This is a genomic window from Janibacter sp. HTCC2649 (genome assembly GCF_000152705.1).
Lineage (GTDB): Bacteria > Actinomycetota > Actinomycetes > Actinomycetales > Dermatophilaceae > Knoellia.
Map to the genome: position 1 here is coordinate 41,228 of NZ_CH672413.1, position 25,443 is coordinate 66,670.

General features: G+C 66.2%; 23 protein-coding genes and 1 pseudogene. 17 read left to right on the forward strand and 7 right to left on the reverse strand.

Annotated elements, in window-relative coordinates; genetic code table 11:
• Positions 1 to 339: 339 nt before the first annotated feature.
• Positions 340 to 834 (reverse strand): very short patch repair endonuclease, encoded by a 495-nt coding sequence (locus tag JNB_RS20790; RefSeq protein ID WP_371176609.1) that lies wholly within the window; start codon positions 832 to 834, stop codon positions 340 to 342.
• Between the two features lie 16 nt (positions 835 to 850).
• Here JNB_RS20790 and JNB_RS00265 point away from each other — a divergent pair, with 16 nt between their 5' ends.
• Positions 851 to 2,362, forward strand: coding sequence for a DNA cytosine methyltransferase (locus JNB_RS00265; RefSeq protein WP_040883386.1), 1,512 nt, complete (start codon positions 851 to 853; stop codon positions 2,360 to 2,362).
• On the opposite strand, the gene JNB_RS00270 is transcribed toward JNB_RS00265, so the two are convergent.
• Positions 2,356 to 2,853 (reverse strand): hypothetical protein, encoded by a 498-nt coding sequence (locus JNB_RS00270; RefSeq protein WP_148232250.1) that lies wholly within the window; start codon positions 2,851 to 2,853, stop codon positions 2,356 to 2,358. The genes JNB_RS00265 and JNB_RS00270 overlap by 7 nt on opposite strands.
• 485 nt (positions 2,854 to 3,338) lie before the next feature.
• Between JNB_RS00270 and JNB_RS00275 the strand changes: the two genes are divergently transcribed.
• The 3 genes and pseudogenes from JNB_RS00275 to JNB_RS21795 all read left to right on the forward strand — a co-directional run.
• Positions 3,339 to 3,665, forward strand: coding sequence for a hypothetical protein (locus JNB_RS00275; protein WP_009774371.1), 327 nt, complete (start codon positions 3,339 to 3,341; stop codon positions 3,663 to 3,665).
• 125 nt (positions 3,666 to 3,790) lie between these two features.
• Positions 3,791 to 5,209, forward strand: a complete 1,419-nt coding sequence (locus JNB_RS00280) for an SIR2 family protein (RefSeq protein ID WP_158306104.1) — start codon at positions 3,791 to 3,793, stop codon at positions 5,207 to 5,209.
• A 228-nt stretch (positions 5,210 to 5,437) separates the two neighbouring features.
• Positions 5,438 to 5,665, forward strand: a pseudogene (locus JNB_RS21795) (nuclease-related domain-containing protein); the annotation flags it as partial.
• 237 nt (positions 5,666 to 5,902) lie between these two features.
• Here JNB_RS21795 and JNB_RS00285 read toward each other — a convergent pair.
• Together JNB_RS00285 and JNB_RS00290 are read right to left on the reverse strand one after the other, a co-directional pair.
• Positions 5,903 to 7,351 (reverse strand): ADP-ribosylglycohydrolase family protein, encoded by a 1,449-nt coding sequence (locus tag JNB_RS00285; RefSeq protein ID WP_009774373.1) that lies wholly within the window; start codon positions 7,349 to 7,351, stop codon positions 5,903 to 5,905.
• A 55-nt stretch (positions 7,352 to 7,406) separates the two neighbouring features.
• Entirely contained in the window at positions 7,407 to 8,081 is a 675-nt protein-coding gene (locus JNB_RS00290; RefSeq protein WP_009774374.1) for a DUF6308 family protein, read from the reverse strand.
• A 98-nt stretch (positions 8,082 to 8,179) separates the two neighbouring features.
• On the opposite strand from JNB_RS00290, the gene JNB_RS00295 reads away from it, so the two are divergent.
• The 3 genes from JNB_RS00295 to JNB_RS00300 all read left to right on the forward strand — a co-directional run bounded on the left by JNB_RS00295 (position 8,180) and on the right by JNB_RS00300 (position 11,344).
• Complete coding sequence (locus tag JNB_RS00295; RefSeq protein WP_040883389.1) at positions 8,180 to 9,856, forward strand: nuclease-related domain-containing DEAD/DEAH box helicase; 1,677 nt, start codon at positions 8,180 to 8,182, stop codon at positions 9,854 to 9,856.
• A gap of 153 nt (positions 9,857 to 10,009) precedes the next feature.
• Complete coding sequence (locus tag JNB_RS22260; protein ID WP_148232251.1) at positions 10,010 to 10,810, forward strand: uracil-DNA glycosylase family protein; 801 nt, start codon at positions 10,010 to 10,012, stop codon at positions 10,808 to 10,810.
• 57 nt (positions 10,811 to 10,867) lie between these two features.
• Positions 10,868 to 11,344, forward strand: a complete 477-nt coding sequence (locus JNB_RS00300; protein ID WP_148232252.1) for a GIY-YIG nuclease family protein — start codon at positions 10,868 to 10,870, stop codon at positions 11,342 to 11,344.
• A 32-nt stretch (positions 11,345 to 11,376) separates the two neighbouring features.
• On the opposite strand, the gene JNB_RS00305 is transcribed toward JNB_RS00300, so the two are convergent.
• Entirely contained in the window at positions 11,377 to 11,985 is a 609-nt protein-coding gene (locus tag JNB_RS00305; protein WP_050766552.1) for a vWA domain-containing protein, read from the reverse strand.
• Positions 11,986 to 12,077: 92 nt separating this feature from the next.
• Entirely contained in the window at positions 12,078 to 12,413 is a 336-nt protein-coding gene (locus tag JNB_RS00310; RefSeq protein ID WP_009774378.1) for a hypothetical protein, read from the reverse strand.
• A 267-nt stretch (positions 12,414 to 12,680) separates the two neighbouring features.
• Between JNB_RS00310 and JNB_RS00315 the strand changes: the two genes are divergently transcribed.
• From JNB_RS00315 to JNB_RS00330, 4 genes are all read left to right on the forward strand, one after another.
• Positions 12,681 to 15,215, forward strand: a complete 2,535-nt coding sequence (locus JNB_RS00315) for a LuxR C-terminal-related transcriptional regulator (protein ID WP_009774380.1) — start codon at positions 12,681 to 12,683, stop codon at positions 15,213 to 15,215.
• A gap of 122 nt (positions 15,216 to 15,337) precedes the next feature.
• On the forward strand, positions 15,338 to 16,024 hold the full coding sequence (locus JNB_RS00320; protein WP_009774381.1) for a hypothetical protein: 687 nt from the start codon (positions 15,338 to 15,340) through the stop codon (positions 16,022 to 16,024).
• Positions 16,021 to 16,998, forward strand: a complete 978-nt coding sequence (locus tag JNB_RS00325; protein ID WP_009774382.1) for a DUF2306 domain-containing protein — start codon at positions 16,021 to 16,023, stop codon at positions 16,996 to 16,998. Before JNB_RS00320 ends, JNB_RS00325 begins: the two co-directional genes overlap by 4 nt.
• Before the next feature lie 558 nt (positions 16,999 to 17,556).
• Positions 17,557 to 18,174 (forward strand): hypothetical protein, encoded by a 618-nt coding sequence (locus tag JNB_RS00330; protein ID WP_148232253.1) that lies wholly within the window; start codon positions 17,557 to 17,559, stop codon positions 18,172 to 18,174.
• Between the two features lie 90 nt (positions 18,175 to 18,264).
• Here the strand turns inward: JNB_RS00330 and JNB_RS00335 are convergent, their stop codons facing one another.
• A complete protein-coding gene (locus tag JNB_RS00335; RefSeq protein WP_040883391.1) occupies positions 18,265 to 18,951 on the reverse strand; it encodes a hypothetical protein in 687 nt (228 codons plus the stop codon).
• Positions 18,952 to 19,137: 186 nt separating this feature from the next.
• On the opposite strand from JNB_RS00335, the gene JNB_RS00340 reads away from it, so the two are divergent.
• From JNB_RS00340 to JNB_RS00365, 6 genes are all read left to right on the forward strand, one after another.
• The gene (locus JNB_RS00340; protein ID WP_009774385.1) at positions 19,138 to 19,590 is read left to right on the forward strand and encodes an SRPBCC family protein; all 453 of its coding nucleotides are present in this window, start codon (positions 19,138 to 19,140) and stop codon (positions 19,588 to 19,590) included.
• A 165-nt stretch (positions 19,591 to 19,755) separates the two neighbouring features.
• Positions 19,756 to 20,214: an SRPBCC domain-containing protein gene (locus JNB_RS00345; protein ID WP_009774386.1), complete on the forward strand. Its 459-nt coding sequence runs from the start codon at positions 19,756 to 19,758 to the stop codon at positions 20,212 to 20,214.
• A gap of 304 nt (positions 20,215 to 20,518) precedes the next feature.
• Complete coding sequence (locus tag JNB_RS20175) at positions 20,519 to 21,829, forward strand: sensor histidine kinase (RefSeq protein WP_148232254.1); 1,311 nt, start codon at positions 20,519 to 20,521, stop codon at positions 21,827 to 21,829.
• A complete protein-coding gene (locus JNB_RS00355) occupies positions 21,826 to 22,482 on the forward strand; it encodes a response regulator transcription factor (protein ID WP_009774388.1) in 657 nt (218 codons plus the stop codon). The genes JNB_RS20175 and JNB_RS00355 overlap by 4 nt, the downstream gene beginning before the upstream one ends.
• Before the next feature lie 76 nt (positions 22,483 to 22,558).
• The gene (locus JNB_RS00360; protein ID WP_040883393.1) at positions 22,559 to 23,830 is read left to right on the forward strand and encodes an oxygenase MpaB family protein; all 1,272 of its coding nucleotides are present in this window, start codon (positions 22,559 to 22,561) and stop codon (positions 23,828 to 23,830) included.
• Entirely contained in the window at positions 23,827 to 25,437 is a 1,611-nt protein-coding gene (locus JNB_RS00365; RefSeq protein ID WP_009774390.1) for an FAD-binding oxidoreductase, read from the forward strand. Before JNB_RS00360 ends, JNB_RS00365 begins: the two co-directional genes overlap by 4 nt.
• The last annotated feature ends 6 nt before the right edge of the window (positions 25,438 to 25,443 follow it).

A 25,443-nucleotide genomic window follows, 5' to 3' on the forward strand; every position in this document is an offset into this window, starting at 1 on the left:
CCGAAGATCTGAACGAGGACGAGCTCGTCCAAATTACCGAGCGCACCGCTCTTGCTCGCAACCGGGGCCTAGCAGTGGCAGTCGCCCGTTCGGTCATCCGGCACGAGGGTCCCCGGCGGATGGAATACACGCGCGTCTTATGCAAGCGGGTCGTGTTCCTGACCGGCCCCCTCCTGCTTGACACTTTGTTGCCAGCGCAGCTCGACGAATTGGTGTCTGCTGTTGCGAAGGGGGAGCGATGGGAGCCCGGGGCCGATGGCCGACGTCAAGCGGGTGGGGGGTAAGCAACACCCATGGTGCTAGGCATGGCGGGCATCCCGGGATTCAGGCGCCACCCAATCATGAGCCGTAGTCGCGCAAGGCCTCGGTCACCTTGCAAACAGCGTGTTCGAGAGGTTCGTGCTCCCAGATGCGGACAACCGTCCAACCCAGTTCTGCCAGTTTGATGTTCGTGTCGGCGTCCCTCGAACTATTTGTCGAAAACTTCCAGAGCCACCACTCACGGTTCGCCTTGGGAACGACGCAGTGGAGTGGGCATGCGTGCCAAAAGCATCCGTCGACGAAGACCGCCACCTTTTGACGGGTGAAGGCAAGGTCGGCTCGCCGCCGAGGCAGGCCCGGTATCAAGTACTGAACCCTGAACCTGAGGCCGTGACGGTGCAGTTCGCGGCGCAGGCTCAGCTCGGGCTTCGTGGCGTCGCGGGCTTGGCTAGAGAACCGTGCGCTTAGGCGCGCTGAAGGAGGGACCCGACTCGGCTCCATGCTGCCATTGAGAGGTTCCTTGGCCCCACCGTCAGTGCCGCCATTCACACTGTTAGCCTGGCACCCGTCCATCTAGTTGAGGAGCGCCGTGAGCCCGGTTCCAGTGGTTGACCTGTTTGCCGGTCCGGGCGGGTTGAACGAGGGGTTCTCCAGCCTTCTGCGCCCCGACGGCGATCAAGTTTTCCGTGCGGTGTCGTCGTTCGAGATGGATGCGCGCGCGTGCGACACGCTCAGGCTCCGGTCCGCGGTCCGGTCGCTTCGTGGTTCGACTGAGGGCCTGTCCTTCTACTCTGGATTCCTCAATGGCGAGATTTCGTGGAGTCAGCTGATCGAACAGCGTGAGGTCGCAGCTGGACTGCGTGACGCCGAACGACACGTCCAGCAGGTGGAGCTTGGACCCGCGAGCCGCGACGCGAGTAGTGATGTCATCCGAGACGCTCTGTCCAGTGCTGGCGGGGGGCCGTGGGTGCTGATAGGTGGGCCACCGTGCCAGGCCTATTCACTGGTGGGGAGGGCGCGGCGCACGAATGACGCCACGTTCGGGGACGACGTCAAGCATTTTCTCTATCGCGAGTATTTGGACATCATCGAGCGGCATCGCCCCCCCGTTTTTGTGATGGAGAACGTCAAAGGTTTGTTGTCACACACCCACGGTGGAGCGCACCTCTTCAGTCGCATCATAGAGGACCTGTCCACCGCGGGTGATGGCTACGAGATCCGTTCGTTTGTCGTGGACCCCCACGCCAGTCTGCAACCGACCAAGGCGCTTGCACCGAAGGACTATGTGATTCGCTCTGAGGAGTACGGGGTCCCGCAGAAGCGGCATCGGGTGATCTTGTTGGGCGTGCAATCGGGACTAACCGGGCGGTCATCCCGAATCCTCACGTCGGCGGCTGGGCTGAGCGTTGAGGCTGTGCTGGCGGACTTGCCGTCTGTGCGCTCCCAGATCAGCCCAAAGCGGGAGGACACCGTCGGCCTCTGGCGTTCCATCCGTTCGGAGGCCCTGCAACTCGCGGGGGAAAGAAGACACAACCTTCCAGTACCTGCTTCGACGGGCTTTGCCCGAGGCGGGAAGTCTGCAGGTATGGCCGACGGCATTTTGCAGGCCTGGCTCACGAACCGAAGTGGTGGGGCAGTGACCCAGCATGAGGCGCGATCTCACATGCCCACCGACCTCATGCGGTACGCGTATCTCGCAGCCAGGGCGAAGCAGGGGCACATCGTGAAGGTCGATCAGTTGCCCGAGGCGTTGCGCCCCAACCACGCCAACATCGGTGGCCCAAATACTCCATTTTCAGATCGATTCCGTGTGCAGCGACTGAATGATCCCAGCACCACGATCACTTCGCACATCTCGAAAGACGGTCACTATTACATTCACCCTGACCCGAGTCAGATGCGAAGCCTAACCGTACGAGAAGCAGCCCGGCTACAGACATTCCCGGACGACTACTTCTTCTGTGGTAACCGGACTCAGCAGTACCATCAGGTCGGAAACGCCGTGCCACCATTTCTTGCCCGGCAATTGGCCGAAGTCGTAGCCGACTTCTTGGGAGTGGGTGCTGACGGCGGACGGGGGCTGGCCAAGGGTGATCAGTAGGCAAACACGGCGATTCCATCGAGCTCGAGGTGAACGCCCGACCATTGGCTCAGATTTTCGAGGAACTCACTGATTTTCGGGGCGGCTGCGGAGCCCTTGTAGTGAGCTGGCACGACCACGGCGGCGGTGCGGACACTGCTGGCCGCAGCCATCTTAAGGACGCCAACGAGGGCCTCGTTGTTGTTCCATGCACGTCCAGCGTGAACCGAAACACCCAAGCCTGAGATCGAGTGCAGGGCGTCAATCGACACTGATCCGGGTCCCAGACGCATTGCGGCGGTGACGAGCAGGTCGCCGTTGACTGGGATGCGGAACCCCTTGTCGGCGAGCCGGTCCGCGACTGCGGCAGCGACGACCGGCTTCCTCAACCCTCCATCCGCGGCCTCCACCCTCCCGCGTATCCCGTCGACCACCGCGTCCAGAGCCGACAAGGCGCTAAGGACGGGGGGTGCGGCGCTGATCCCCCCTCCGAGGTGGATGTACGTGTACACAGTTGCTAGCTTGCCAGCTAGGCATTAGACGTAGGCGATGAAATCGCCTATTTGCTTGTGAGCGCCAGCGCGAACAACGTCGTCGCGAGGGCAATGTGGGACTCTTCACGCGTCATCCACCCAAGTCGTAAAAACCTCGTTCGGCAGCCTGTGAACCCCCACTGATGTCATTATGACGCGATGAACCCCCTGTTTGCTTGGATAGTGTCTCTGATTTTGACCATCTTCCTTCTGGCTGCCGTGGGCGTTGGCCTTATCGGCTGGCTACTAGGCCTTATTTTCCTGCCGATTATCGGGGCCGTCGTAATCATGACGGTCACCAGCTGAAGATTTCGGCCCTCCGACCGTGCGGAGAGCCGTCGCGAAATTGCGCGGTTTAGGTCGGCTCAGGTGTGCTCACGACGCAAGTCTCGGCTTCTGTGACCAGTTCTCGTGACCTTCTGGCGTAGCTACCAGCCGGGAGAAGCTGGTCGGTCGCTGAACGATTGGGGGACATACCGAAGAGGCAGGAGGGCGGCCAGCGGGCGCCCAGCGCGGACGACTGTGATCTCATCGTCGAGATCCTCCAGGGGCGCCGGCTTCCGCAACGCAGCCTGCTCGCGGAAGCCGACGAGCGAGAGGCGCGCGCCGATCGACTGATGGTCGAGCAGTCGACGATCCTCAAGGTGACCCGACTCATCCACCGGGTGGAAGTGCGTGGGGGAGCGGGCAGTGGGAAGACGGTTCTGACTGTGACTCAGTTCTATGAGATCGGGTGGATAAGGGCATTGAGGTCCGGTTGGGGCTTCGTCGCTGCCACGATGCGAGGGTGAGCGTGCGCGACATACCAAGTCCATCAGCCCCCAAGCCCGTCGCTAGTTTGAACGACCCACTCGTTGGGCCCGATTCCCCCCTCGAGGGTGGGCATCTCTTCATGGTCCACGGCAGGATCGAAGACTTGACGCACGACGCGGCCATCGTTCCGGTGGATGAGTTCCTGTCGTTCAACCGGATCTGGGGCCCCCTCCTCGGAGAGACCTGGCCCTCGGCACCCGCGACGTGGGCACAGGGATGGGGACGAGTCGAGGACGGCTCCTACTGGCTTGTCCAGGTCGGAGACGGTAACTACGCAAAGGTGCTGCAGCGCGTCACGTGTGCTGTCGACGACGTCTGCGAGCAGATTCGGAAACCGATCGGCGGACGGCAACGCCCTTTGCTCGCACTTCCCGTCCTCGGAGTCGGCAGGGGAGGGCATCATCACGAGCCGGGGCGTGTGCTGAAGCTTTTGGTGGAGCACTTGGAGAGCCTCGCCCTGTCGCATGAAATCGACATTGTTCTGGTCACGCCCGAACCCTCGGTCTACGCTGCCGCCCAGTTTGTGCGTCGCGGAACATCGGCCCTGCCTCCACGGATGGAGCAGCTGGCAAGAGCGATCGGAGACCGTGCGACGAGGGACGAGCTCGCGTTGTTCATCGGAGCTGGCGCGAGCATGGCAGCAGGGTTGCCGTCCTGGACGGAGCTCATCCGCCGATTGGCCGTGGGCGTGGAAGGGGCCGACACGGAGGCGTTTGCGGCGCTGGGTGCCACGGATCAGGCCGAACTCATCCAGTCATATGACGTTGAGGGCTTCCAATCCCGAGTTGCCGATATCGTTGGGACGGCCGAAAGGCCTGCGCTGGTCCATGGCCTTCTCGCCGGTTTGGGCGTTCGGAACGCAGTGACCACGAACTACGACACCTTCTATGAGCAAGCCGTTGAAGCATCAGGCCGCGAGATGAAGAGCGTGCTGCCCTGGCAGTCGGCTGTCGGAGCCCAGCGCTGGGTGCTCAAACTCCACGGTGACGTCAGCAAGCCGGAGAGCATCGTCCTGACTCGGCGTCACATGGTTCGCTTCGATGCCGCGAATCGACCGTCCGCGTCGTTGCTCCAATCGGTGCTCCTGACCAAGCATCTGCTCGTCGTGGGGACCTCGCTGACAGACGACAACGTGTTGCGGCTGGCCCACGAGGTGCAGGAGTACAGAGAGAAGTACCGGCCCGGTGTTGAGGAGCCGTTTGGGACACAACTCGATGCGACCGACGGTGTGGGGAGACTGCGTGCGCGGCTCTGGGCTGGTCAGCTGGACTGGGTTCACTTGCAGGACTTTGGTACTGAGACTCCGCCTCGTGCGCTCGAACTTCTCCTTGACCGCGCCGGAGCACATGCGAGTGGCGACGCACCTTGGCTTCTGGACGATCGGTTCTCTGGCCTGTTCAACGACCAGGCCGACAAGGATCTGGCGGACCGGGCCCGGGGCCTCCTCAGTGAAGCGAAGGCGCGTGATTCCGCGATGTGGGAACCGTTGGTTGCCGCTCTCAACAGGCTCGGCGGTGTGTGAGGCGGGAACGCCACTCCTACCAACCGGGGTACCGCGACCACCAATGACGGTCGCGGCGCGGTGAATACTCACTGCCACCTGGGGAGTCCGTGAGTTCGCGAACCGAGTCACGCGCAAGTGTGTCGAGCACCCACGCGAGTTCGTGCCGACTGATGAGGTCGAGCGGGAGTTGTGACGCGCCGTGGTTGGCGCCCAGAAGTGCCCTGCGACGGCACCGACGGAGTCTCCATGTGGGAGACCGTTCTCAAGCAGGGTGAGCCTGACTGGACGGCGCTCGCCAACGTTCGGCTCACGGACGAGGCGAAGGACCATGAGACGGACCTCATCGTGCTGATGCCCGATGCCGGCATCGTGGTGGTCGAGGTCAAGGGTGGAAGCGTGGCGGTCGATCCGGTGACGGGGGAGTGGCGGATTGCGAGCGGTGGCCGGCCGCGCGTCGTGCATCCGGTCGATCAGGTGCGGGGGACGAAGTACGCACTGAGGAAGTATGTCGAGCTCGACCCGCGGTGGCGAAACTCGATTCGCACGCGCGTGCGGTTCAGTCATGCGGTTGTCGTGCCGTTCATGAGCTCGGGGAGAACTTCGCGACGCTGGACTGTTCGCGCTGGATGGCTTCGCCGACACGCAGAGGCCCGGTCGGCGAGAAAGAGCCGTGACCGGCGAGTCAGCAGCGCGGCGGTGGATTGTCGCCCTTCAGGCACTCGACGCCACCTCCCAGAGGAGTCCGCTGCCACGTGTGGAGGGCATCGTTGCTATTGCCTGCACTGCATCCTCGCGGTTGACTCCCCGGCGCGCGGAATACCGAACGGCAACTGACGGCGTGCGCTGCTCCGCGGCGGCGCAGTGGACCAGGACTCGCTCGCCCTCGGCTCGCAGTGCCTCGATGGCGTCAGCCGTGTCGTCGAGGACGAAGTCGAGGTAGGCGTTGGCTGTTGGGTCGTCGCTGTCGACGAGCCACACAGTGATGTGATCCTCGGGCGCGATGCCCGGAGCAGGGACGTCCCGAATGCCAACGCGACAGAGGCTCACGACGGCGTCGACACCCAGTTCCTCGGCACGTCGGAAGTCGCGCCAAGTACCAAGAAGGACACCGTCGTCGTAGGGGTGGGGGACCGCCATGGGGGTCCAGGCCCCGGCATCTCGGTACTCCATGTGCGGGATCGCGGGCCACGCATCGTTGTCCACGCAGCCTCTGGCTGTCGTCACGGCAACTCCCACGAGGTCGGAACTCCGGAGTCCGGGCCAGCCGTGCACACGCCGGCGCCATCGCGCGGGGAGACCGGAGGCCCCATAGCGAGCACCGAGGAGGGCACCGGCAATCGCTGCAACGGTGTCTGTGTCGTTGCCGGCCTGGATGGCTGCGCTCAGCGCCCGCTGCACGTGGAGCGGCGAACCGGAACCGTCGTCCGTCGAGGTGGTCGCAGCCCAGGCGCACTGGAGTGCGGCCACGGTGAATCCGTTGGGGGAGAACCGACTTGGGTTTGCGCCCGCGGCCGCCTCGATCCATCCGGCCCATTGTTCCTGTCGGTCAGCTTCCAAGAGGTGCAGCCCCTGGCCGAGGTCGAAGCGACCCTCGAGGACGGCAATGCGCACGGCCTCCGACCAGAGGACGCACGAGTCGACCGCGAGCGGGTCGGGGTGCGTGAGCTCAGCGACGGATCGGGCAGCCGCTGATGTAGCCCCCGGGTCGTCGATCCGGGTCAGGCCGACGATGCCGGTGCGCATGAGGGCGCCGTTCCCCGCGGAGTGGCTCGTCGACGACGCGTGGGCCCGGCTGGCTGCATGGAGCCGCTCGGACGGTGAGCCGGTCAGCCCTCTTGCAGCGGTCAGCACCGCGCGAGTCTGGTTGCCCACGTCACCCGGCCCAGCGGCATACCACTCCTCGAAGCCAGCTGCGATCTCGTCGAGCGCGGTGGTGCTGGTGAGGTCGGCGCCCCACCCAGAGACGCGTGCGATGCACGCCGCCATTTGCGTGTCGTCGCTCCACTCGCCGGGCGCGTAGTTGCCCAGCCCACCGCCAAGCATCTCGGGCTCCCCGATCGGAGGAGTGCTGAACTCGTACGGCACGCCGAGTGCGTCCCCAATCGCCTGACCGAGCAGCACCCCGGCCCCACGGTCCTCCTGCTGTGGTGTCAGTTTCATGACCCTCCCTTATCGTCCCGCTGAGACTAGGACTCGGGAGTGACAGGTCCACTGGTCACACCTCGGTGTCGGAGACGGCTTGACCGTCCATGCCCCCAGGTCGACCGAGGCGCCATCCGATCATGTCCAGAGCGCGAAGAGGAGTGATGGTGGGGTGCTCGGCCAGCCCAGCCAGCTCACGCCACTCATCGTGGTGGACGCGGAGGTCCGCCTGAACCGCGCGGAGCCAGAGAATCGTGAACTCCGTCCAGTTGCGTGTGCCCTTCTTGGCCGTTGGGATCACGGGTTGCCCCAGCTCCATGTAGCACCGGCGAATGTGGTCGTCGTAGAGCGGGATCAGCTCCGGTGCCATGCGGTGCAGCACTTTGGAGAAGGTCGTGAGGAGTACGCCCGGAATCTGGCGGGTCTCATGCAACGCGAGCAGATCCGCCAGCTTGCTCAAGGTTTCGTCATCGGCCTCCAGCAACGTCATGCCTGCGAGCTCGGACAACTGGCTGTTGATCTCGGGTAGGAGCGCCTGCATGGCGTAGTACGCATCCAGGCTCAGGTTCCGGACGTTCAGGAGCAGCGGAGCCAGCAGGTCGGCGTCACCCACGGTCGTCCCGCCCGAACCCTCGTACGCGTCGTATGCCGGGTACGCCCACCCGCCGCTCTTGCTGACGTACTCAGCCACGAGCGCCTTGGCCTCATCGACCTCGATCTCGGCCCCACCAACCTTGAGGATCGTCATGGCCCGAGCGTCGCATGGGCTCTGGCCCGGCGACGGTCATTCAGCCACTTTTGCCCGGTCTGCCTGTGCCTGTCGGTAACGCCTGCCACGATGCGAAGGTGACTGCGCGCGGCATACCGGAATTTCCCTCTTTCGCGACTGAGTCGGAACGGCAGGTGTGGGAGACCGTCCTCAAGCAGGGGGACCCTGACTGGACGGTGCTCGCCAACGTTCGGCTCACGGACGAGGCGAAGGACCATGAGGCGGACCTCATCGTGTTGATGCCCAATGTCGGCATCGTGGTGGTCGAGGTCAAGGGTGGAAGCGTCGCGGTCGATCCGGTGACGGGGGAGTGGCGGATCGCCAGCGGTGGCCGGCCGCGCGTCGTGCATCCGGTCGATCAGGTGCGGGGGACGAAGTACGCGCTGAGGAAGTACGTCGAGCTGGATCCGCGGTGGCGGAACTCGAGCCGCACGCGGGTGCGGTTCGGTCACGCGGTCGTCGTGCACTTCACCGCGCTCGGGGAGGACTTCGCGACGCCGGACTGTCCGCGCTGGATGATCCACGATCGCGGGGACCAGGCCGTTCTCGCTGAGCGGTTGGGGGACATCCCGAAGAGGCAGGAGAGCGGCCAGCGTGCACCCAGCGAGGACGACTGTGACCTCATCGTCGAGATCCTCCAGGGGCGCGGTCTGCCGCAACGCAGCCTCCTCGCGGAGGCCGACGAGCGAGAGGCGCGCGCCGACCGACTGACCGTCGAGCAGTCGACGGTCCTCAAGGTGACCCGACTCATCCACCGAGTGGACGTGCGTGGGGGAGCGGGCAGTGGGAAGACGGTCCTCGCGGTGACCCAGGCGAAGGACCTCGCTCACGGACGGCAGGGTGAACGGCCACAGCGCGTTGCGCTGCTCTGCTATTCGATCGGGTTGGCGGCCTGGTTCAAGCGGCTGCTGGCGTCTGCGGATCGCAAGCACACGCCGGCGTTCGTGGGCACCTTCCAGGAGTTCGCGGCATACCTGGGGGTGTCGGACTTTGGCGGGCGGGATGACCGGGAGTTCTGGGAGACCGGGCTGCCGCAGCGCATGTCGGAACTGGTCGACGAACTTCCACCGGAGAAGCGGTTCGACGCGTTCGTCGTCGACGAGGCGCAGGACTTCGCCGACCTGTGGTGGACGCCGATCGTGCGCGCCATGAGGGATGAGGAGCAGAGCGGCCTGTATGTGTATTCGGATGAGAACCAGCGGGTGTTCGCCCGGTTCGGTCGGCCACCGCTGCCGCTCGTGCCGCTGATCCTCGACCACAACCTGCGCAATACGAAGCAGATCGCCGAGACCTTCAGTTCGCTGACGCCGATGCGGATGTATGCGCGCGGTGGCGACGGTCCCGAAGCCGAGTTCATCGCGAGCTCGCGCGAGGACGCGCTGGACGTGGCGAGCGATCAGATCGATCGGTTGCTCGATGAAGGCTGGCGGCCAGAGGACATCTGCCTGCTGACGACCGGTACGCGGCACGAGGAGCAGACGAACCTGCAGGACCTGCTGGGGCAGGACGGCTACTGGGACACGTTCTGGGACAAGGACTCTGTGTTCTATGGGCACGTGCTCGGATGCAAGGGACTCGAGCGGCGGGTGGTCGTGTTGTGCGTCAACGACAAGTCCGTGATCGAGCGTGGGCGGGAGCGGCTGTACGTCGGGCTGTCGCGGGCGACGGACAAGTTGGTCGTTGTCGGTGACCCAGACCTGATCCGCGAGATGGGTGGCGCCGAGGTCGCGAAGCGCCTTGGCATTGCGCCGTGACGGATCAACTGGTCGACCTGCCACACGAATTTGAGCCACCGCCAGACTGGGGTCGTCCTGCCGCCCCTATTGAGCTTGTTTCGCGATTTTCCATATTGGGATGAGCCAACTGAGGAGGATACGGATGATGTCAACTGCGTTGGAAGGGCAGGCATGCCAGGGGCGGCTCAGGGAGTTTTTCCATTCGGAGCTCCGGTGCGCCCGCGTGGTCTCGCGATCCCCGCGACGCCCAAGCCTGTGTTTGTCCTTGGCGCATACCCGAGTGCATTCCACGTGCGCTGGGTTCCGCCGGAGCCATGGAGGCCGGTGCCCGCGATCCCTGTCGACAACGAGCCAGCAGTCTTTTGGGATGGAGAGGCTCCGGACCCAGCGGAACTCTTCGAGAGATGGGCCACGACGTACTTCAATGACTCGTGGGGCCAAGTCACTCCGTCGCGTCTCAACGGGTCGTCGGGTGCCAAGCTCGCAGAGCGTTGGCTGGCGCCAGTGAGCTTCAGTCGAGCGGACGCCTTCATCACCGACTGTCTCCCGCTGTCACGAGCAAGCGTGGGCGTCGCGAAGCGGCTCGCAGACGCATACGCGCCGTTCGCGGTGGCCACCAGTGCACCAAAAGCAAGTCTGCTGGCTCACCCGAGCGAGAACGAGATTGTCCATGAAGCGCTCGACCAGCATGCCGAACGGATTAGAGCCCAAATCGACGCCGCACAGCCGCAAGCCATCATCACGCTGGGCAACGCAGCAGCGCGCGTGCTTGCGGCCCTCAACGGTGCGTCGGGCCGCTCCGGCGTCCTCAACGCTGAAACGTATGGGCAACCACGCCCACTCGCGGGAGTTGCGCCTGGCGCAAGGTGGCATGCCCTGATCCATCCCGCAGCCCCCGCGTTCTGGCAGTCACGACATGACGAGTTCTTGAGTGCCCGGGGACCTCGATCATCCTCGAGGTCGTCTCAGTGACAAGGAGCACGTCATGCGAAGAGGTCGTGCGCAGCCCAGTAGTGCTGGAGCCTGACCATGCATTCTGAGCATCGACCGGTGCTTAGGGTGCAAGAGTTCTGGGTTTACGCGATCGAGTTCGATGCTGACTGGATTGCCGCCAAGGGCAGGGGAACCGTGTACGTCGGCTACACGGCACGGACGCCAGAACAGCGGCTGGAGACCCATCGAGCTGGTGGTCGCACCGCTGCTGCGATCTTCAAGGTGGGGAGGAGGCGGAGAGCAACCAATCTGCAGCTACGGATGGACTTGGCCGTGTCCGAACCCAACCATGCCGGCCCTTGGGTGATTGAGAAAGAGGCCATGAAACACGAGCGTAAGCTCGCGAACCGACTGAAGGCTCGCGGTTACTTCGTCGAAGTCGGGCTGGGCAAGCCGTTCGGAGCGACAGCTCCCAAGCCGAAGAGACAACGGGCTGATCCTGCGTCCAGCGAGGCGCCCAAGCGAACGCCGCGCAGTCGGGGCACGGAGAAGGGAATGCAGGCCGAATCTTGAACGGCGTCACGAGGCACGCGAGCGCGGTTCAATCAGTTGGTGCCGACCTCTTCGGGCATCGTGAAGTCGGCGTCCGGCGCTCCGACTCGATAGGTCATGAGCGACGTTGACATTGCCTGGTACACCGCGGTCTTGCCGGCCGCGTTGTTGGAGAACCGCGTCGTCTTCACACCGAGTTCCGAGCCTTGCCACACGGCGTCGTCCGCACCGAGGAACTGAACCTCCCAGCCGAACTGGCTCTTCTGCACTGCAAGGAGGTCGCGCACCTGGGCGAGCGTGTACTCGTGTGACGAGTTCTCGTGCCCGTCGGTTACGACAACGAGCAAGACGCGGCCCGGCCGTTCGGCCTCCGGCAGTTCCGCGAGGTCGTCGCCCGTGCGGACGATCTCCATTCCCACCGCGTCGAGGAGTGCGGTCATGCCACGGGGCTCGAGCTCGTAGGTGAAAGCGCTGTCCCGCATCCGCTCGACCGTCTCGAAGGCGTTGTCGAACTGCGACAGAGTCACCGTGAACTTGCCATCGAGTGCGAACTGCTCGCCGATGAATGTGTTGATGCCTGCCTGCGATTCCTCACGGTCCTCCGCCATGCTTCCGGACCTGTCGACCACAAGGGTCAGGTGCGTGTAGTCGGGGTTGGTCATGTCGGCCTCCTGTGTGAAAAGCATTGGGAGAGATGGCAACCGGAGGCGACGCCGAGCCGGTCGAGATTCATTGTGTCGGTGACCACTGACAGTCACCGTTCCTCACTGGCCTGACAGACGTGCCGCATGGGCGGCTGCGCTCCTGCACGCAGCCAGCCAAGCCAGCCACACGGCATACCCGCCGATTGAACGGGTGAAGCCCGGATCAGAATGTGTCGTTGATGGCGATCCGGTCGTAGCCCTTGGGCTTCGGCTCGGTCCCGAAGCAGTTCAGGGGGTTGCCATCTGGCCGGGAAGGACTGGTCCGACGAGCAGTCGATCGTCGCGAGGACTTCGTTGCCGTTCATGAACTTGACCTGGCCGAAGGGGTCGTCGCGGTCGTCGCGGTCGTCGCGGTAGTTCGTCACCTTGAGGTTCTTCAGCTCCATGCCGAAGTCGCTGCTCGTGATCCTCCAGCCGGAGGGCGTAAACCAGCTTGCGCACGTCAAACGCCTTGCCCTCGAGGTGAGGCGGTGCCGCTGTTCAACCGATCGTGATGGGCAAGAAGGTGGTTCTTGCGAGGCTGGACACGTACATCGTCGTGTCCACCGAATCACTGAGGTCCACAGACGAGGAGGCCCGAAGGATGGCCCCGGCTGTGCGGCCGCTTCTCCCGAACACGGCCACGCGGCCCTGCGCGCTCCTATGCTCAACAGGTGGTGGTGCTGGGCACGAAGATCCATCGGCCGGTCCCACGTCGAGACCTGGTCCATCGGCCGCGCCTCACCGACCTCCTCGGCCGGCCGCAACACCCGCGCCTCGTGCTCGTCGCCGCCCCTGCCGGCTTCGGCAAGACCACGCTGCTCACCCAGTGGCTCGGTTCGACAACCACAGGAACAGCTGTCGCCTGGCTGTCCCTCGACGAGGGCGACAACGACCCGCGCCGGTTTCTCGAACACCTCCTCGCCGCCATCAGCGTGATCGGAGGCTTCACCGAGGCGACTGACCTCCTCGCCAGTGCGAACCACGGCCCACCGGGACATGCCCTCACCGACCTTGTGCTCACGAGCATCGTCAACGACCTCGACACCCACCCCGCCGACACGGTCATCGCACTGGATGACTACCACGTCATCACCGACCCGGACGTCCAGCGATCGGTGGCCTTCCTCCTCGAGCACGTCCCGCGGCACGCCACCCTCGCCATCGCCACGCGCGCTGACCCGAACCTCCCACTGCCCAGGCTCCGTGCCCGCCGGGAGCTCGTCGAGATCCGCGCGGCCGAACTGCGGTTCACGCCTGACGAAGCCACCGCGTTCCTCGCCGATGCCATGCAGCTCGACCTCACCGACGACCAGGCCACCGCGCTCGCCACCCGGACCGAGGGCTGGCCCGCAGGCCTCCAACTCGCCGGCCTCTCGCTGCGCGGGACGAGCGACACCGTCCGGTTCGTCGCGGACTTCGCCGGCACCCACCGGTTCGTCCTTGACTACCTCGTCGAGGAGGTCCTCGGCCACCAACCCGAAGCCGTCCGCCGCTTCCTCCTCGACACCTCCGTCCTGGACGAGCTCACCGGAGACCTCTGCGACGCCGTCACCGGCCGCGACGACTCGGCCGCGGTGCTGGAGTCACTCGAGCGCGACAACCTCTTCGTCGTCCCCCTCGACGACCAACGACAGTGGTATCGCTACCACCACCTCTTCGCCGACGCCCTTCGCGCTCGCCTCGCCGCACAGGACCCGGCTCGCGTCCCAGCCCTCCACCGTTCTGCAAGCGACTGGTATGCCGCCCGCTCCCGTTCCGAGGACGCCGTGCGTCACGCTCTGGCCGGCAACGATCCCGGCCACGCGGCCTACCTCGTCGAGCAAGCGTTGCCCGACGTGAGGCGAGAGCGACGCGATGTACTCCTGCGGCAGTGGTCAGCAGCCTTGCCGGACAACGTGATTCGTGACAGTGCGTTGCTCTCCATCTGCCGGGCCTGGACCCGCCTCATCGCGGGTGACCCCGATGGAGTCGAGGCGTGGCTCGAGGACGCCGAGCGCGCGATGGTGACCCATCCGCCTACCCCGGAACCGGGTGCCTCGGTCGCCACGCTCGAGGAACTCCGCACCCTTCCCGCGACCATCGCGATCTATCGGGCGTCGGCCGCCCAGGCTCGAGGGGACGCCGCCGCGACGACCCGTCACGCCCGCACCGCACTGGACCTCACCGGGCCCGAGGACCACATGGCCAGGGGTGGGGCCCTCGGCTTCCTCGGCCTTGGAGCGTGGGCTCGCGGCGACCTCGCCGAAGCCGTCACGACGTTCTCCCAGGCTCTGCAGAGCCTGGCAGCGGCCGGCGACGTGTCCGACGCCCTGGGTGGCACCGTCGGCCTCGGCTCGATGTGGCAGGCACGGGGGAGGCCGGACGAGGCGCGACGGCTCTTCGAGCGGGCACTCGACACCGCTGGTCAGGGCCGGGGCGCGGCCCTTGCGACCCTCGGCGACCTCCACGTCGGGCTCGCCTCCGTGCTGGTCGAGCAGGGTGAGCTCGATGCCGCAGCCGAACACCTCACAACGGCAACGTCCCTTGGGGAGTCAGCATCCCTGCCCGAGAACCGCTTCCGCTGGTGCGCCGTCTCCTCCGATGTGCACCGGGCGCACGGCGAGCTCGATGCAGCCGTCGACCTCCTGGACCGGGCCGAGGAGCTGCGCCTGCCCGGCTACTACCCCGATGTGCGGCCCATCCCCGCCGCCCGGGCCCGGCTGCACCTCGAGCAGGGTCGCCTCGACGACGCCCGGGCCTGGGCGCGAGACGTCGCAGTGGCCGAGGTGGAGCATCCCGGCCATCTCGACGAGTACGCCCAGCTCACCCTTGTCCGACTGCTTCTGGCCGAGCACGAGTCCGACGGCAACCCGACCCACATGGCCGAGGCCCTGCGCCGACTCGACGCCCTCGAACCCGACGCCACCCGCGGAGGTCGCGACGCCACCCTGACCGACATCGCACGTCTGCGGGAAGCGGCACGGGGGCGGACGGCATACGCGACCGCAGGAACTGCCGGGGCGCCCACGGCGAGCGACGCTCTGAGCGGGCGAGAGCTCGACGTGCTCCGGCTCCTCGCCACGGCACTCAGCGGACCGGAGATCGCCCGCGAATTGTTCGTCTCCGTGAACACGCTGCGCACCCACACCAAGCACATCTTCACCAAGCTCGACGTCACGACTCGACGGACCGCGGTCGAGCGCGGGCAGGAGCTCGGGCTGCTCTGACCGGCAATCACCACCTCAATCACATCATGTGGTGATGCGGGCACACCCCTGCAGTTCCTACGTTCGACCTGACCCCGAAAACCGTTGGGGCACAGGCGCACTCGAACGCAAAGGAACCCACCATGATCATCCCCACCACTCGCCTCGGCCAAGCCGCGGGCATCGCTCTCGCTGTCGCCGGCGCGATCTTCGTCGCCGTGCAGATCAAACACCCGCCGATGGACCTTGCCAGCCTGAACACGACCGACTGGTTCGTCCGGAACACCGCCAAGACCGTCATGTCGGCTCTCGCGCTGGCTGGCATCACCGGTGTCTATCTGCGCCAGCGCAGCCGCGTCGGTGTGTGGGGGCTGGTCGGCTACCTCACCCTCACGATCGGCTACTTCATGTTGTTCGCGACCACGGCCATTGCGGCATTCGTGCTGCCCTCCATCGCGACGACCTCACCGGACTACGCCATCGACGTCGTCAACGTCGCCTTCGGTGGGAAGGCTGTGGGCGACATTGGAGCGATGGGCCCGTGGCTCAACGCGATCGGGGTGTTCTACATCCTCGGCGGACTCGTCTTCGGACTCACCACCTACCGGGCCGGGGTGCTGGCGAAGTGGGCGGCTGCGCTGCTGGCGATCGGCAACACCGCCACCATCGCGCTGGCCGTGCTGCCCGACTCCTACAACCGTCCGTTCGCCGTGCCGACCGGGATTGCACTCATCGGACTTGGCGTCTCCCTGTTCCGCGACCAGAGCGCACGCGGCGGTGAGCGGGCCGACGAAGCCGCAGACCCGGCACACCTGGTTGCGGCGAGATGAGCACTGCCTCAGTGAGGCGGCCAGAGGGGCGTGCCCGCAGCGGATGGCGCGCCCCTCTGGCCCTCGTCGCGCTCGCCCTCATCCCTCTGCTCGCGGGCACCGCCAGGCTTGTGGAGCTCGCCGGAGGGCCAGGCCTCATCCCGAGCGACACCCGGTTCACCGCGTCGCCGTGGGCGGTCGCGATGCACATCGTCTCTGCCGCCGTGTATGCCGTCCTCGGCTCGATGCAGTTCGCCGTCGGTTTCCGTCTTCGGCACCCCGGATGGCACCGACGCTCGGGTCGGGTGCTCGTCGTCGCGGGGCTCGGGGTGGCGCTGTCGGCGCTGTGGCTGACGCTGTTCTTCCCGCCACAGCCGGACTCCGGGCTGCTGCTCTTCGTCCTGCGGATCGGGTTCGGCTCGGCGATGATCGCCTGCCTGGGGTTGGGCGTGGCCGCGATCCGACATGGGGACGTCGCAAGGCACCGGGCGTGGATGACGCGCGCCTATGCCATTGCGCTCGCGGCCGGGACGCAGGCGTTTACCGAAGGCATCGGGAGTGCCCTGTTGGGGGACAGTCCACTGGCCCTCGATGCGTCTCGCGGTGCGGCGTGGGTCATCAACCTGGCCGTGGCCGAATGGGTCATCCGGCGTGCGTCGGTGCCTGAGCTCAGGTCCGAGGGGCGAGGGGCGACGGGGTCAGGGGAGCGAGCTGGGCGCGGTGGTGTGGGCGCGGCCACGACCTACGAGTTCCGCGTCGAGGGGCACCTCGACGCGCATTGGTCTGCCGTCCTCGGTGGGCTCGCCCTGCGGCACGACGGTGACGGCACTTCGACGTTGACGGGCGAGCTCGCGGACCAGTCACAACTGCACGGGGTGCTGGCGGGGTTACGCGATGTGGGGGCGCCACTGATCTCGGTGCGCGAACTTGCCGGGTCGAGCCGCCGGGTCGAGCATCGCCAGCATCCGGCGCCCCAGCGGGGAGTTCGCGAGTGACACTGACACCGAGGCGCAGAGCGGGCTGAGTGGCTACGCCCTGCACGCAACCACCCAAGCCAGCCACACGGCATACCCGTCGCTTGATCGGGCGAAGCCCGGATCCGAACGTGTCGTTGATGGTGATCCGGTCGTAGCCCTTGGGCTTCGGCTCGGTCCCCAAGCCGTTCAGGGTCGCGGTCTGGCCGGGGAGTATCTGGTCCGACGAGCAGTCGATCGTCGCGAGGACTTCGCTGCCCTTCATGAACTTGACCTTGGACGAAGGGGCCATCGTGGTCGACGCGGTCAGGCGTAACGGCAGCCTGGTGGTAGTAACCACGGACTACGAGGCCGGATGTGGGGCCTGGGGAAGTCGTGAGGAAGGCCCTGGCACCGGGTCACGCTGTCGGCGCGCTCAGGCAGGATGCGGTGGAACGACTTTCGGGAAGGGGCGTCATGGAGGAGCAAGAGCTCGTCAAGGTCCGGTTGAAGTTCAAGGAAGGGGCCGACCTACCGGCGGCGGAGACGATGTGGGCCGAACCGGTCGAGGCACATGACGGTGGAGGCACGTATCGGCTCATGAACACGTCGTTCATGGTGCCCCTCGCATCAGGCGACGTCGTCAGGGCTGAGATCGATGGGTGGGGAGGACTTCAGGTGGTGAACGTGGTGTCGCCCTGCGATCGCGTCATGACGGTGGTCGAATACCCGGAATCCGACGACGCCAAGGTCCAAGCCATCGCCGACTCGTGGACGAAGGGGACGGACGGATGGACCGAAGGCGGCAATCGGATGCTCTTCACCATCTGGGCCGAAGGTTTGCCGCTGGACACGATCAGCTCGATCCTCACCACCACACTCGGATCCCTCGAGGGCTGGGAATGGCACACCGCAGCAGGCCCCGAACATCGCACCCAAGCTGAACTCGGCGAGGTCGATTTCGAGTTGGATCGCGAGGGTCCGACGCCCTTCGAGACTGACTACTGGGCGCCCGACGATCCGGAATGGGCCGCGCGAGGAGTGACAGATCCCGACATGCTGGCCTTCATTCAGCGGTTGGCTTCGGAAGATGAGCGGGTCGCTCGGACCCTCAAGAATGGCAAGCACGACAACGTCATGATCTACATCGAGCGCATCACCTCGGACGACCCGCGCAGCTTGCCCCCGCTCGACGGTCCACTCCTCGACGAGCCCTGACCCGCGTGCCGCTTGGGTGGCTGCGCCCCTGCACGCAGCACCCAAGCCAGCCACACGGCATACCCGCCGCTTGATCGGGCGAAGCCCGGCTCAGAACGTGTCGTTGATGGTGATCCGGTCGTAGCCCTTGGGCTTGGGCTCGGTCCCGAAGCAGTTCAGGGTCGCGGTCTGGCCGGGGAGGATCTGGTCCGACGTGCAGTCGATGGACGCCAGCACTTCGCTGCCCTTCATGAACTTGATCTCGACGAAGGGGCCATCGCGGTCGTCGCGGTTGTTCGTCACCTTGAGGTTCTTCAGCTCCATGCCAAAGTCGCTGCTGGTGACCTTCCAGCCGGCGGCGTACGCCAGCTTGCGGATGTCGAACGCCTTGCCCTCGACGATCGTCACCGGGTTCGCCTCGTTGCCGACGTCGTCCGGGTCCACCTTCGGCTCTGGAGCGACGGCCGGCTTGGCAGGCGTCGTCGCACCGGCAGCGGCGGCGGGTGAGGAGGTCGTCGTCGGTGCCGCCGTGGTCGCGTCGTCACCACCGCCGTTGAGTGCGGCCTGGAAGCCGAACATGCTGATGAGCCCGATGCCGACGGCCAGGATCGGGTGCCGTAGGACCCATCCCTTCTTCTTCACCGGCGGGGCCGGCGGGTTCGTGGGCTGCCACTGGCCCGGCTGCGGGGTGTGGGTGGGCTGTTCGCTCATGTCGTTCTCCTTGGCTGGCGGCCGCTGTTCGGCCGGGTTGGCGTGATGAGCCGAGTTCATCGCGTATGCCGGGTTGCGGTCTGCCACAGGGCGGCTCACCTTCATCGGCCGTTTGGGGGAGGTCCGGTATGCCGTGTCCAGCCCTTCGGTGGACCCTCGCGTCAGGTGGCGGGTCGGGGAGAAGGACAACTCATCTGCAACCAAGGGTTGCGCTGCGGGCCGGAGGCGTCTAGATTAATGCGCAACATCAGGTTGCACATCAGGAGGTAGGTCATGGAGTTTGGAACGCTGGAGCGATCGGTCCACGTCGAGGCATCGCCAGAGGTGGTCTTCGAGGTGGTGAGCCAGCCGGAGCACATCCGCGAGTGGTGGTCCGACGACGCCAGCCTCGACGACCTGGCGCCGGGCGCGGTCGGTGAGCTGGTCTGGGGCGACCGTGCCCAGGTCGAGTCCTTCACGGTCGTGGAGGTGGACCCGCCGCGCCGGTTCTCGTTCCGCTGGGTCACTTCCGCAGGAGAAGCGGCCACGGAGGGCAACTCGCTCCTCGTGACCTTTGACCTCGAACCCTCCGCCACCGGCACGACCCTGCGGCTGACCGAGACCGGATTCCGCGAGAGGGGTTGGGAGGTCGCCGTCCTCGAACAGGCCTACCGCGACCACGAGAACGGCTGGGACGCCTTCCTTCCGCGACTGGTTGCCCACGCCGGCACGGTGGCGGCGGCGTGAGCCCCGGGCCAGAGGCTCAGCGAGGGCCTCCCGGTCGCACGCCGGGCCGTGGCCGCCCCATCAGCACTGACTGGGACGCCCGACTCCAGCGCATCACCCGGCTCGCCGAAACCATCGAGCGCGCCAACACCACACAAGGCACGACAACACAGAAGGGACAGAACAATGGTTGACATCCTGCACCAGGTGGGAGTCCAAGCGACTCCCGACAAGGTCTACGAAGCCCTCGCCACGATCGACGGACTCAGAGGGTGGTGGACCGAGGAGACGGCCGGTTCGACGGACGTCGGCGGAGTGATCCAATTCCGTTTCCCCGCAGCCGGATTCGACATGTTGGTGCGCGAGAGCGTCCCCGGCGAACGCGTCCTCTGGGAGGTCGTCGACGGCCCCGAAGAATGGATCGGGACGACCACCGACTGGGCGCTGGTCAACGAGGGCGACTGGACGACGGTGAACTTCGCCCATCGCGACTGGCGCGAGCCGGTCCTGTTCATGCACCACTGCAGCACCAAGTGGGCGACCTACCTCGTGAGCCTCAAGCACCTCATCGAGCAGGGCACTGGAGCCCCGAGCCCGCGCGACCTCAAGATCATCAACTGGGAAGTCGAGGCCGCGGCGAGCTGACGCGGAGCCGGGCCCGGCCTGCACGGCCGGCCGCCCGGCATACGCGCCGTTCTTCAGTGGCCCACGGGGCAAAGCCAGTGCCAGGTGCCGATCGGGCCGGGATGCGTGCTCTCGTTCATGTGGATCTCCTTCATGGGCGGCCGCTGTCCGGCCAGTGGTTGGATGGGCCGAGTTCATCGCGTATGCCGGGTTGCGCTCTGCCACAGGGCGGCTCGCGTTCCGTGACCGTTTGGGGGAGATCCGGTATGCCGTGTCCAGCCATTTGGTGGACGTGCCTGTCCGTGCCGGGCTTTACTTTGAGCACATGACAGCCACCCCCCTCCCGCCCCGCCCTTCAGGGGTGGCGTTGTGGCGATCCCGGCTGGCTCGGCCGAAGTGGCGCATGTGGTTCGTCTACTTCCCCCTCTGCTTCGTCAGCTCGGTCCTCGCGATTTCCACCTGGGACGTGCGCAAGCACGGGCAGGCGATGCCGACCGCCTCGGATCTGGCCATGGGCGTGTGGCTCATCGGGATACTCGCCGCAGTGAGCCTGAACTGGCGGCGCCGGTTCCCGCTGCAGATCGCCCTCGCAACCGCGGTCGTCCCATTCGTCGTGCCGCTCGATCCGGTGCCCGCTCTCATCGCCTTCGGGTCACTGCTTGTGCGCCGCGTCGACAGAGTGTCGGTGGCGCTCGGGGCGCTGGTCACCGCCAGCACCTTCGTCTCCACATGGCGCGACTCGAGAGGTACGAGTTCGGCGAGCTCGTTCTGGCAGATGTTCAGGAGCGGGGAGATCGGGAGCGTGCACGACCCGCTGTCTCTGCCCGCTGTCATCGTGCTCACGATCCTGTTGGTTGCGATGACCGTGGGGGTGGCGATGCTCCTGCGCTATCGCGATCGCTTCGCGAAGGCGCAGATCGTGGTGGAGAAGCAGCAGGCCCAGGTCGACCACCTCAGCGACGAGGTCTCACGACAGGCCGACCGCGAGCGGATTGCCCAAGAAGTGCATGACGCTCTGGGACACCGGCTGTCGCTCCTTTCGCTGCACGCAGGGGCGCTCGAAGTCACTGCCGGTGAGAACCAGAAGGTGGCCGAGTCGGCGGCACTTGTGCGGGCGAACGCGCAGCAGTCGATGGCGGATTTGCGGTCGTTGCTCGCGATGCTGCGGCAGCCGGATTCCCCCGACGTGGCTGCTGCCGTGCCGACATTGCGTGACGTGCCAGCGCTCATCGATGAGACCGTGGCAACAGGGGTGAACCTCGTGTCCACGGCGCAGCTCGAAGGAATTGGGCGTCTCGATGAAACCACGAGCAGGAGCGCCTTCCGCATCACCCAGGAGCTTCTCACCAACGCTCGCCGGCACGCGCCCGGGATCGGGGTGCGGGTGTTGGTCAGGGCCGCGCCGGAGTCCGGCGTAGAGATCGAGGTGGCCAACCACCTCCCGGTTGAAGCGGCACTGGAGTTCCGCCCGGGAAGCGGACTGGACGGCATACGCCATCGGGTTTTGACACTCGGCGGAGACTTCCGATGCTTCGTCGACGACCGACGGGTATTCCGTGTTGCTGCGCGACTGCCGTGGGTGTGGGCCGCCGAGATTGGCTCGACCTGGACACCCGGCGAAGGAGAACCCCGATGACGCGCGTGCTGCTCGTGGACGACGACCCGCTGGTCTGCGGTGCCCTCGCGACGATGCTCGGGTCGGCCGACGACCTCAACGTGGTTGGCAGCGTCAACGACGGGGACCAGGTGGTCGAGGCGATCCACCGTCACCGACCCGACATCATCCTCATGGACGTGCGTATGGCTCGGCAGGACGGCATCACGACGACCGCTTCACTGTCGGGCCTTGGGCTGGAGACTCCGCCGAAGGTCATCATGCTGACGACGTTCGACCACGACGACGTGATGCTGCGAGCCGTGCACGCCGGCGCGGCCGGCTTCTTGCTCAAGACGGCGAGCCCGCTCGACATCATCGCGGCGGTGCAGTCGGTGGCTGCGGGCGAAGGCGCTCTGTCGGCGCGCAGTGCGCGGCAGGTCGTCGAACACCTGCAATCAGATCCGGCACGCGACCTGCGGCGCGCCGCTGAGGCGTTGGTCGCGACGTTGACCGAGCGCGAGCGAGACGTTGTGCGCTGCGTCGCCGAGGAGATGACGACCGCCCAGATCGCGCAGGAGCTGTTCCTCGGGGAAGCCACCGTGAAGTCGCATCTTGCGCGGGCGCAGGACAAGCTCGGGGCGCAGAACAGGGTGGGAGTCGGCATCATCGCCGACCGCGCTGGTCTCACGTGACCGGGATGTCCCCACCACGGCAAACCGCCCTCTGACTTGGCCGACGCAACGAGGCCGAAGGCGAGAGACTGAGTACATGACGAGCAGCGTTGCCGTTCCGGTCACGTCGGGCCTCCCCTCGCGACATCGAGAAGCGGAGGCTCGAGGCGCCCGGCTGGCCAGGCCCTTGCGACTCATGACTCGCCAGTTCGGCGCGGTCGACGAGGCGCTCATGAACAGGCTCGGTGCGGCACTCCTGGAGCGCGACGAGGTCGCTGCTCGACTCGTCGCTGCGATGCGCCTTCCCGCGGCTGACCCGGCGAAGGTCACGCACGCTCAGCTGCGGACCGCGCTGGCCTCCGGTGCAGAAGCAGTGACGGATGCGCCACCTGCACTCGTCGAGTTCTTTGCCGCGGTCAACGCCACGCCTGAGTGGGTCGACTGGGACCTCGTCGAGCGTGGAGCACTGGTCTTCGACCGCCTGGGCCCCAACTCAGGGGACATCCTGCTCGAGCTGTCACTCATCGGCGGCTACCGCTTTGGAGGGCCGACCGAGTTGCTCGCCGCGACCGGCGCGCTCACCGGCGACAACTCACAGCGTCGGCTCGCCGAGACACAGTCCTGGGTGCTCGGGCTGATGCAGCCGGGGGCTCTCCGGCCAGGCGCCGAGGGGTGGCGGCAGACCGTGCACGTGCGAGTGATGCACGCTCTCGTGAATGCGAACTTCGAGGACGGTTGGGACGTCGAGCGCATCGGGCTGCCGATCAACCAGTCCGACCAAGCCGGAACGCTCGGCCTCTTCGACGGAGCGCTGCTCGTGGGGTGTCGCTCGCTCGGGGTGCCGATCCCGCGCGCGGACGCGCACGCGGTCACGCACCTGTGGAAGTTCGCCGGATGGCTCATGGGCGTGGACTCGGACTTCCTGACCGACGATGAGAATGTGCGGCACCGCATCAATCTGCACATCCTCGTCTCGGCACCGGACCAGACGCAGGCCGGTCGCGACCTGGCTCGCGCGACCGTGGCCACGCAGCGCACCCGGAACTACGGGCATCGCAGCGAACGGCTCAACCGGTGGCGTGGTGAGTACGAGCACGAACGGCTTCTGTCCATGCTCATTGTGCTGCTGGGTCCACGCAGCATGCGAGACCTCGGGCTGCCGATGCGACCGCCGTGGGCGTATGCCGCCCGCCTTGCCACGAACACGTGGCGCTATCGAGTGACCGGCAGGGGAGTCCGCGGACGGAACTGGCTCGAACGCCAAGGCAAGGCGACGCAGTGGCGGGACCACGCGACATACCTGGCTGTTGGCGTCGAAGACGGCGTCGCCGACCTGCCGGACGTTCCGGCTCGAAAGGTCTCGCAGTGACGACGCGGACGCGGTCGTGGTGGGGGTGGGGCAACGTCGAGGACGCGCTGTCAGCGGGGGAGAACGAAGCGCTCACCGCGCGGGTGTCGGCCGTGCTGCCGGGCGCTGATCTCAGCAACCACGTGGCGCCGGATCCTCGGAACCTGCCCGTGGCTGCGTCGCGGGTGGCCCTGCCCGATGCGCTCGCTGGCTTGGCCAGTGATGACTCCGTGGATCGGTTGGCGCACAGCCATGGTCAGGCGTTCCGGGACGTGGTGCGGGCGCTTCGTGGTGAGCTCACGGATGTGCCGGACCTCGTGGTGCGGCCGGGATGCGAGGCTGATGTCGTCGCGGTGCTCGAGTGGGCGAGCGATGCTGGCGTGGCCGTCCTGCCGTTCGGTGGCGGCAGCTCGGTTGTCGGCGGAGTGGAGCCGCGAGGGTGTGGCGACTACCCGGGGGTTGTGAGTCTCGACCTTGGTCACCTGGACCTAGTGTTGGAGGTGGACGACATCAGCCGGGCTGCGCGGGTGCAGGCCGGAGTCTTCGGTCCGGACCTCGAAGAGCAGCTCAGGCCAACGGAATTGACGCTGCGTCACTTCCCGCAGTCGTTCGAGTTCTCGACTGTCGGCGGCTGGTTGGCGACGCGGGCTGGTGGTCACTTCGCCTCTGGCTACACGCACATTGACGACCTCACGGAGTCGTTGCGAGTCGTGACACCTGCGGGAGTGTCGGAGTCTCGACGGCTTCCGGGGTCGGGCGCGGGTCCGTCATCGGACCGTCTGTTCTTGGGTTCGGAGGGGGCGCTCGGCGTCATCACCGAGGCGTGGCTGCGATTGCAGGCGCGACCGCGATGGCGGGCAGCGGCGTCAGTCTCGTTCGCGGACTATGACGCCGGTGTCGCCGCGACTCGGGCGATCGCGCAGTCTGGGCTGTTCCCGTCGAACTGTCGACTGCTCGATCCGGTAGAGGCTTTCCTCAACGCGGGTGGTGTGCCGGCGACGGTGTTGGTACTGGGCTTCGAGTCGGCTGATCACCCGGTCGAGCCGTGGATGTCGCGGGCGCTGGAACTGTGTCGTGATTTTGGTGGTGATGCACCAGAAGGGCTGCGCTACACCGATGCTGAGGCGGGCGCTGTTGGTGGCTCGCCGATCGCTGCCGGTGACACGTGGCGTTCGTCGTTCTTGCGTATGCCGTACCAGCGGGATGCGCTCGCAGCTCGCTCGATGATCGTGGAGACGTTCGAGACGGCGTGCACGTGGTCCGGGTTCGAGCAGTTGAGGTCTGGCGTCGTGGCTGCTGCCGAGGATGCGCTGCGTCAGCTCGGCCTGGTGGGCGTGGTGTCGTGCCGCTTCTCGCACGTCTATCCGGACGGACCGGCACCGTACTTCGGTGTGTACGCCGCCGGCACCTGGGGCAAGACCGTTCAGCAGTGGGACGAGATCAAGGCAGCAGTGTCCGATGCCCTCATCGCGAACGGGGGCACAATCACCCACCACCACGCGATCGGACGCGACCACCGCCCCTGGTACGACCAGCAGCGACCCGAGCTGTTCGCTCAGACGCTGCGAGCGTCAAAGCGAGTCCTGGACCCAGCCAGAATCCTCAACCCAGGTGTTCTGGTCGACTGACTGGTC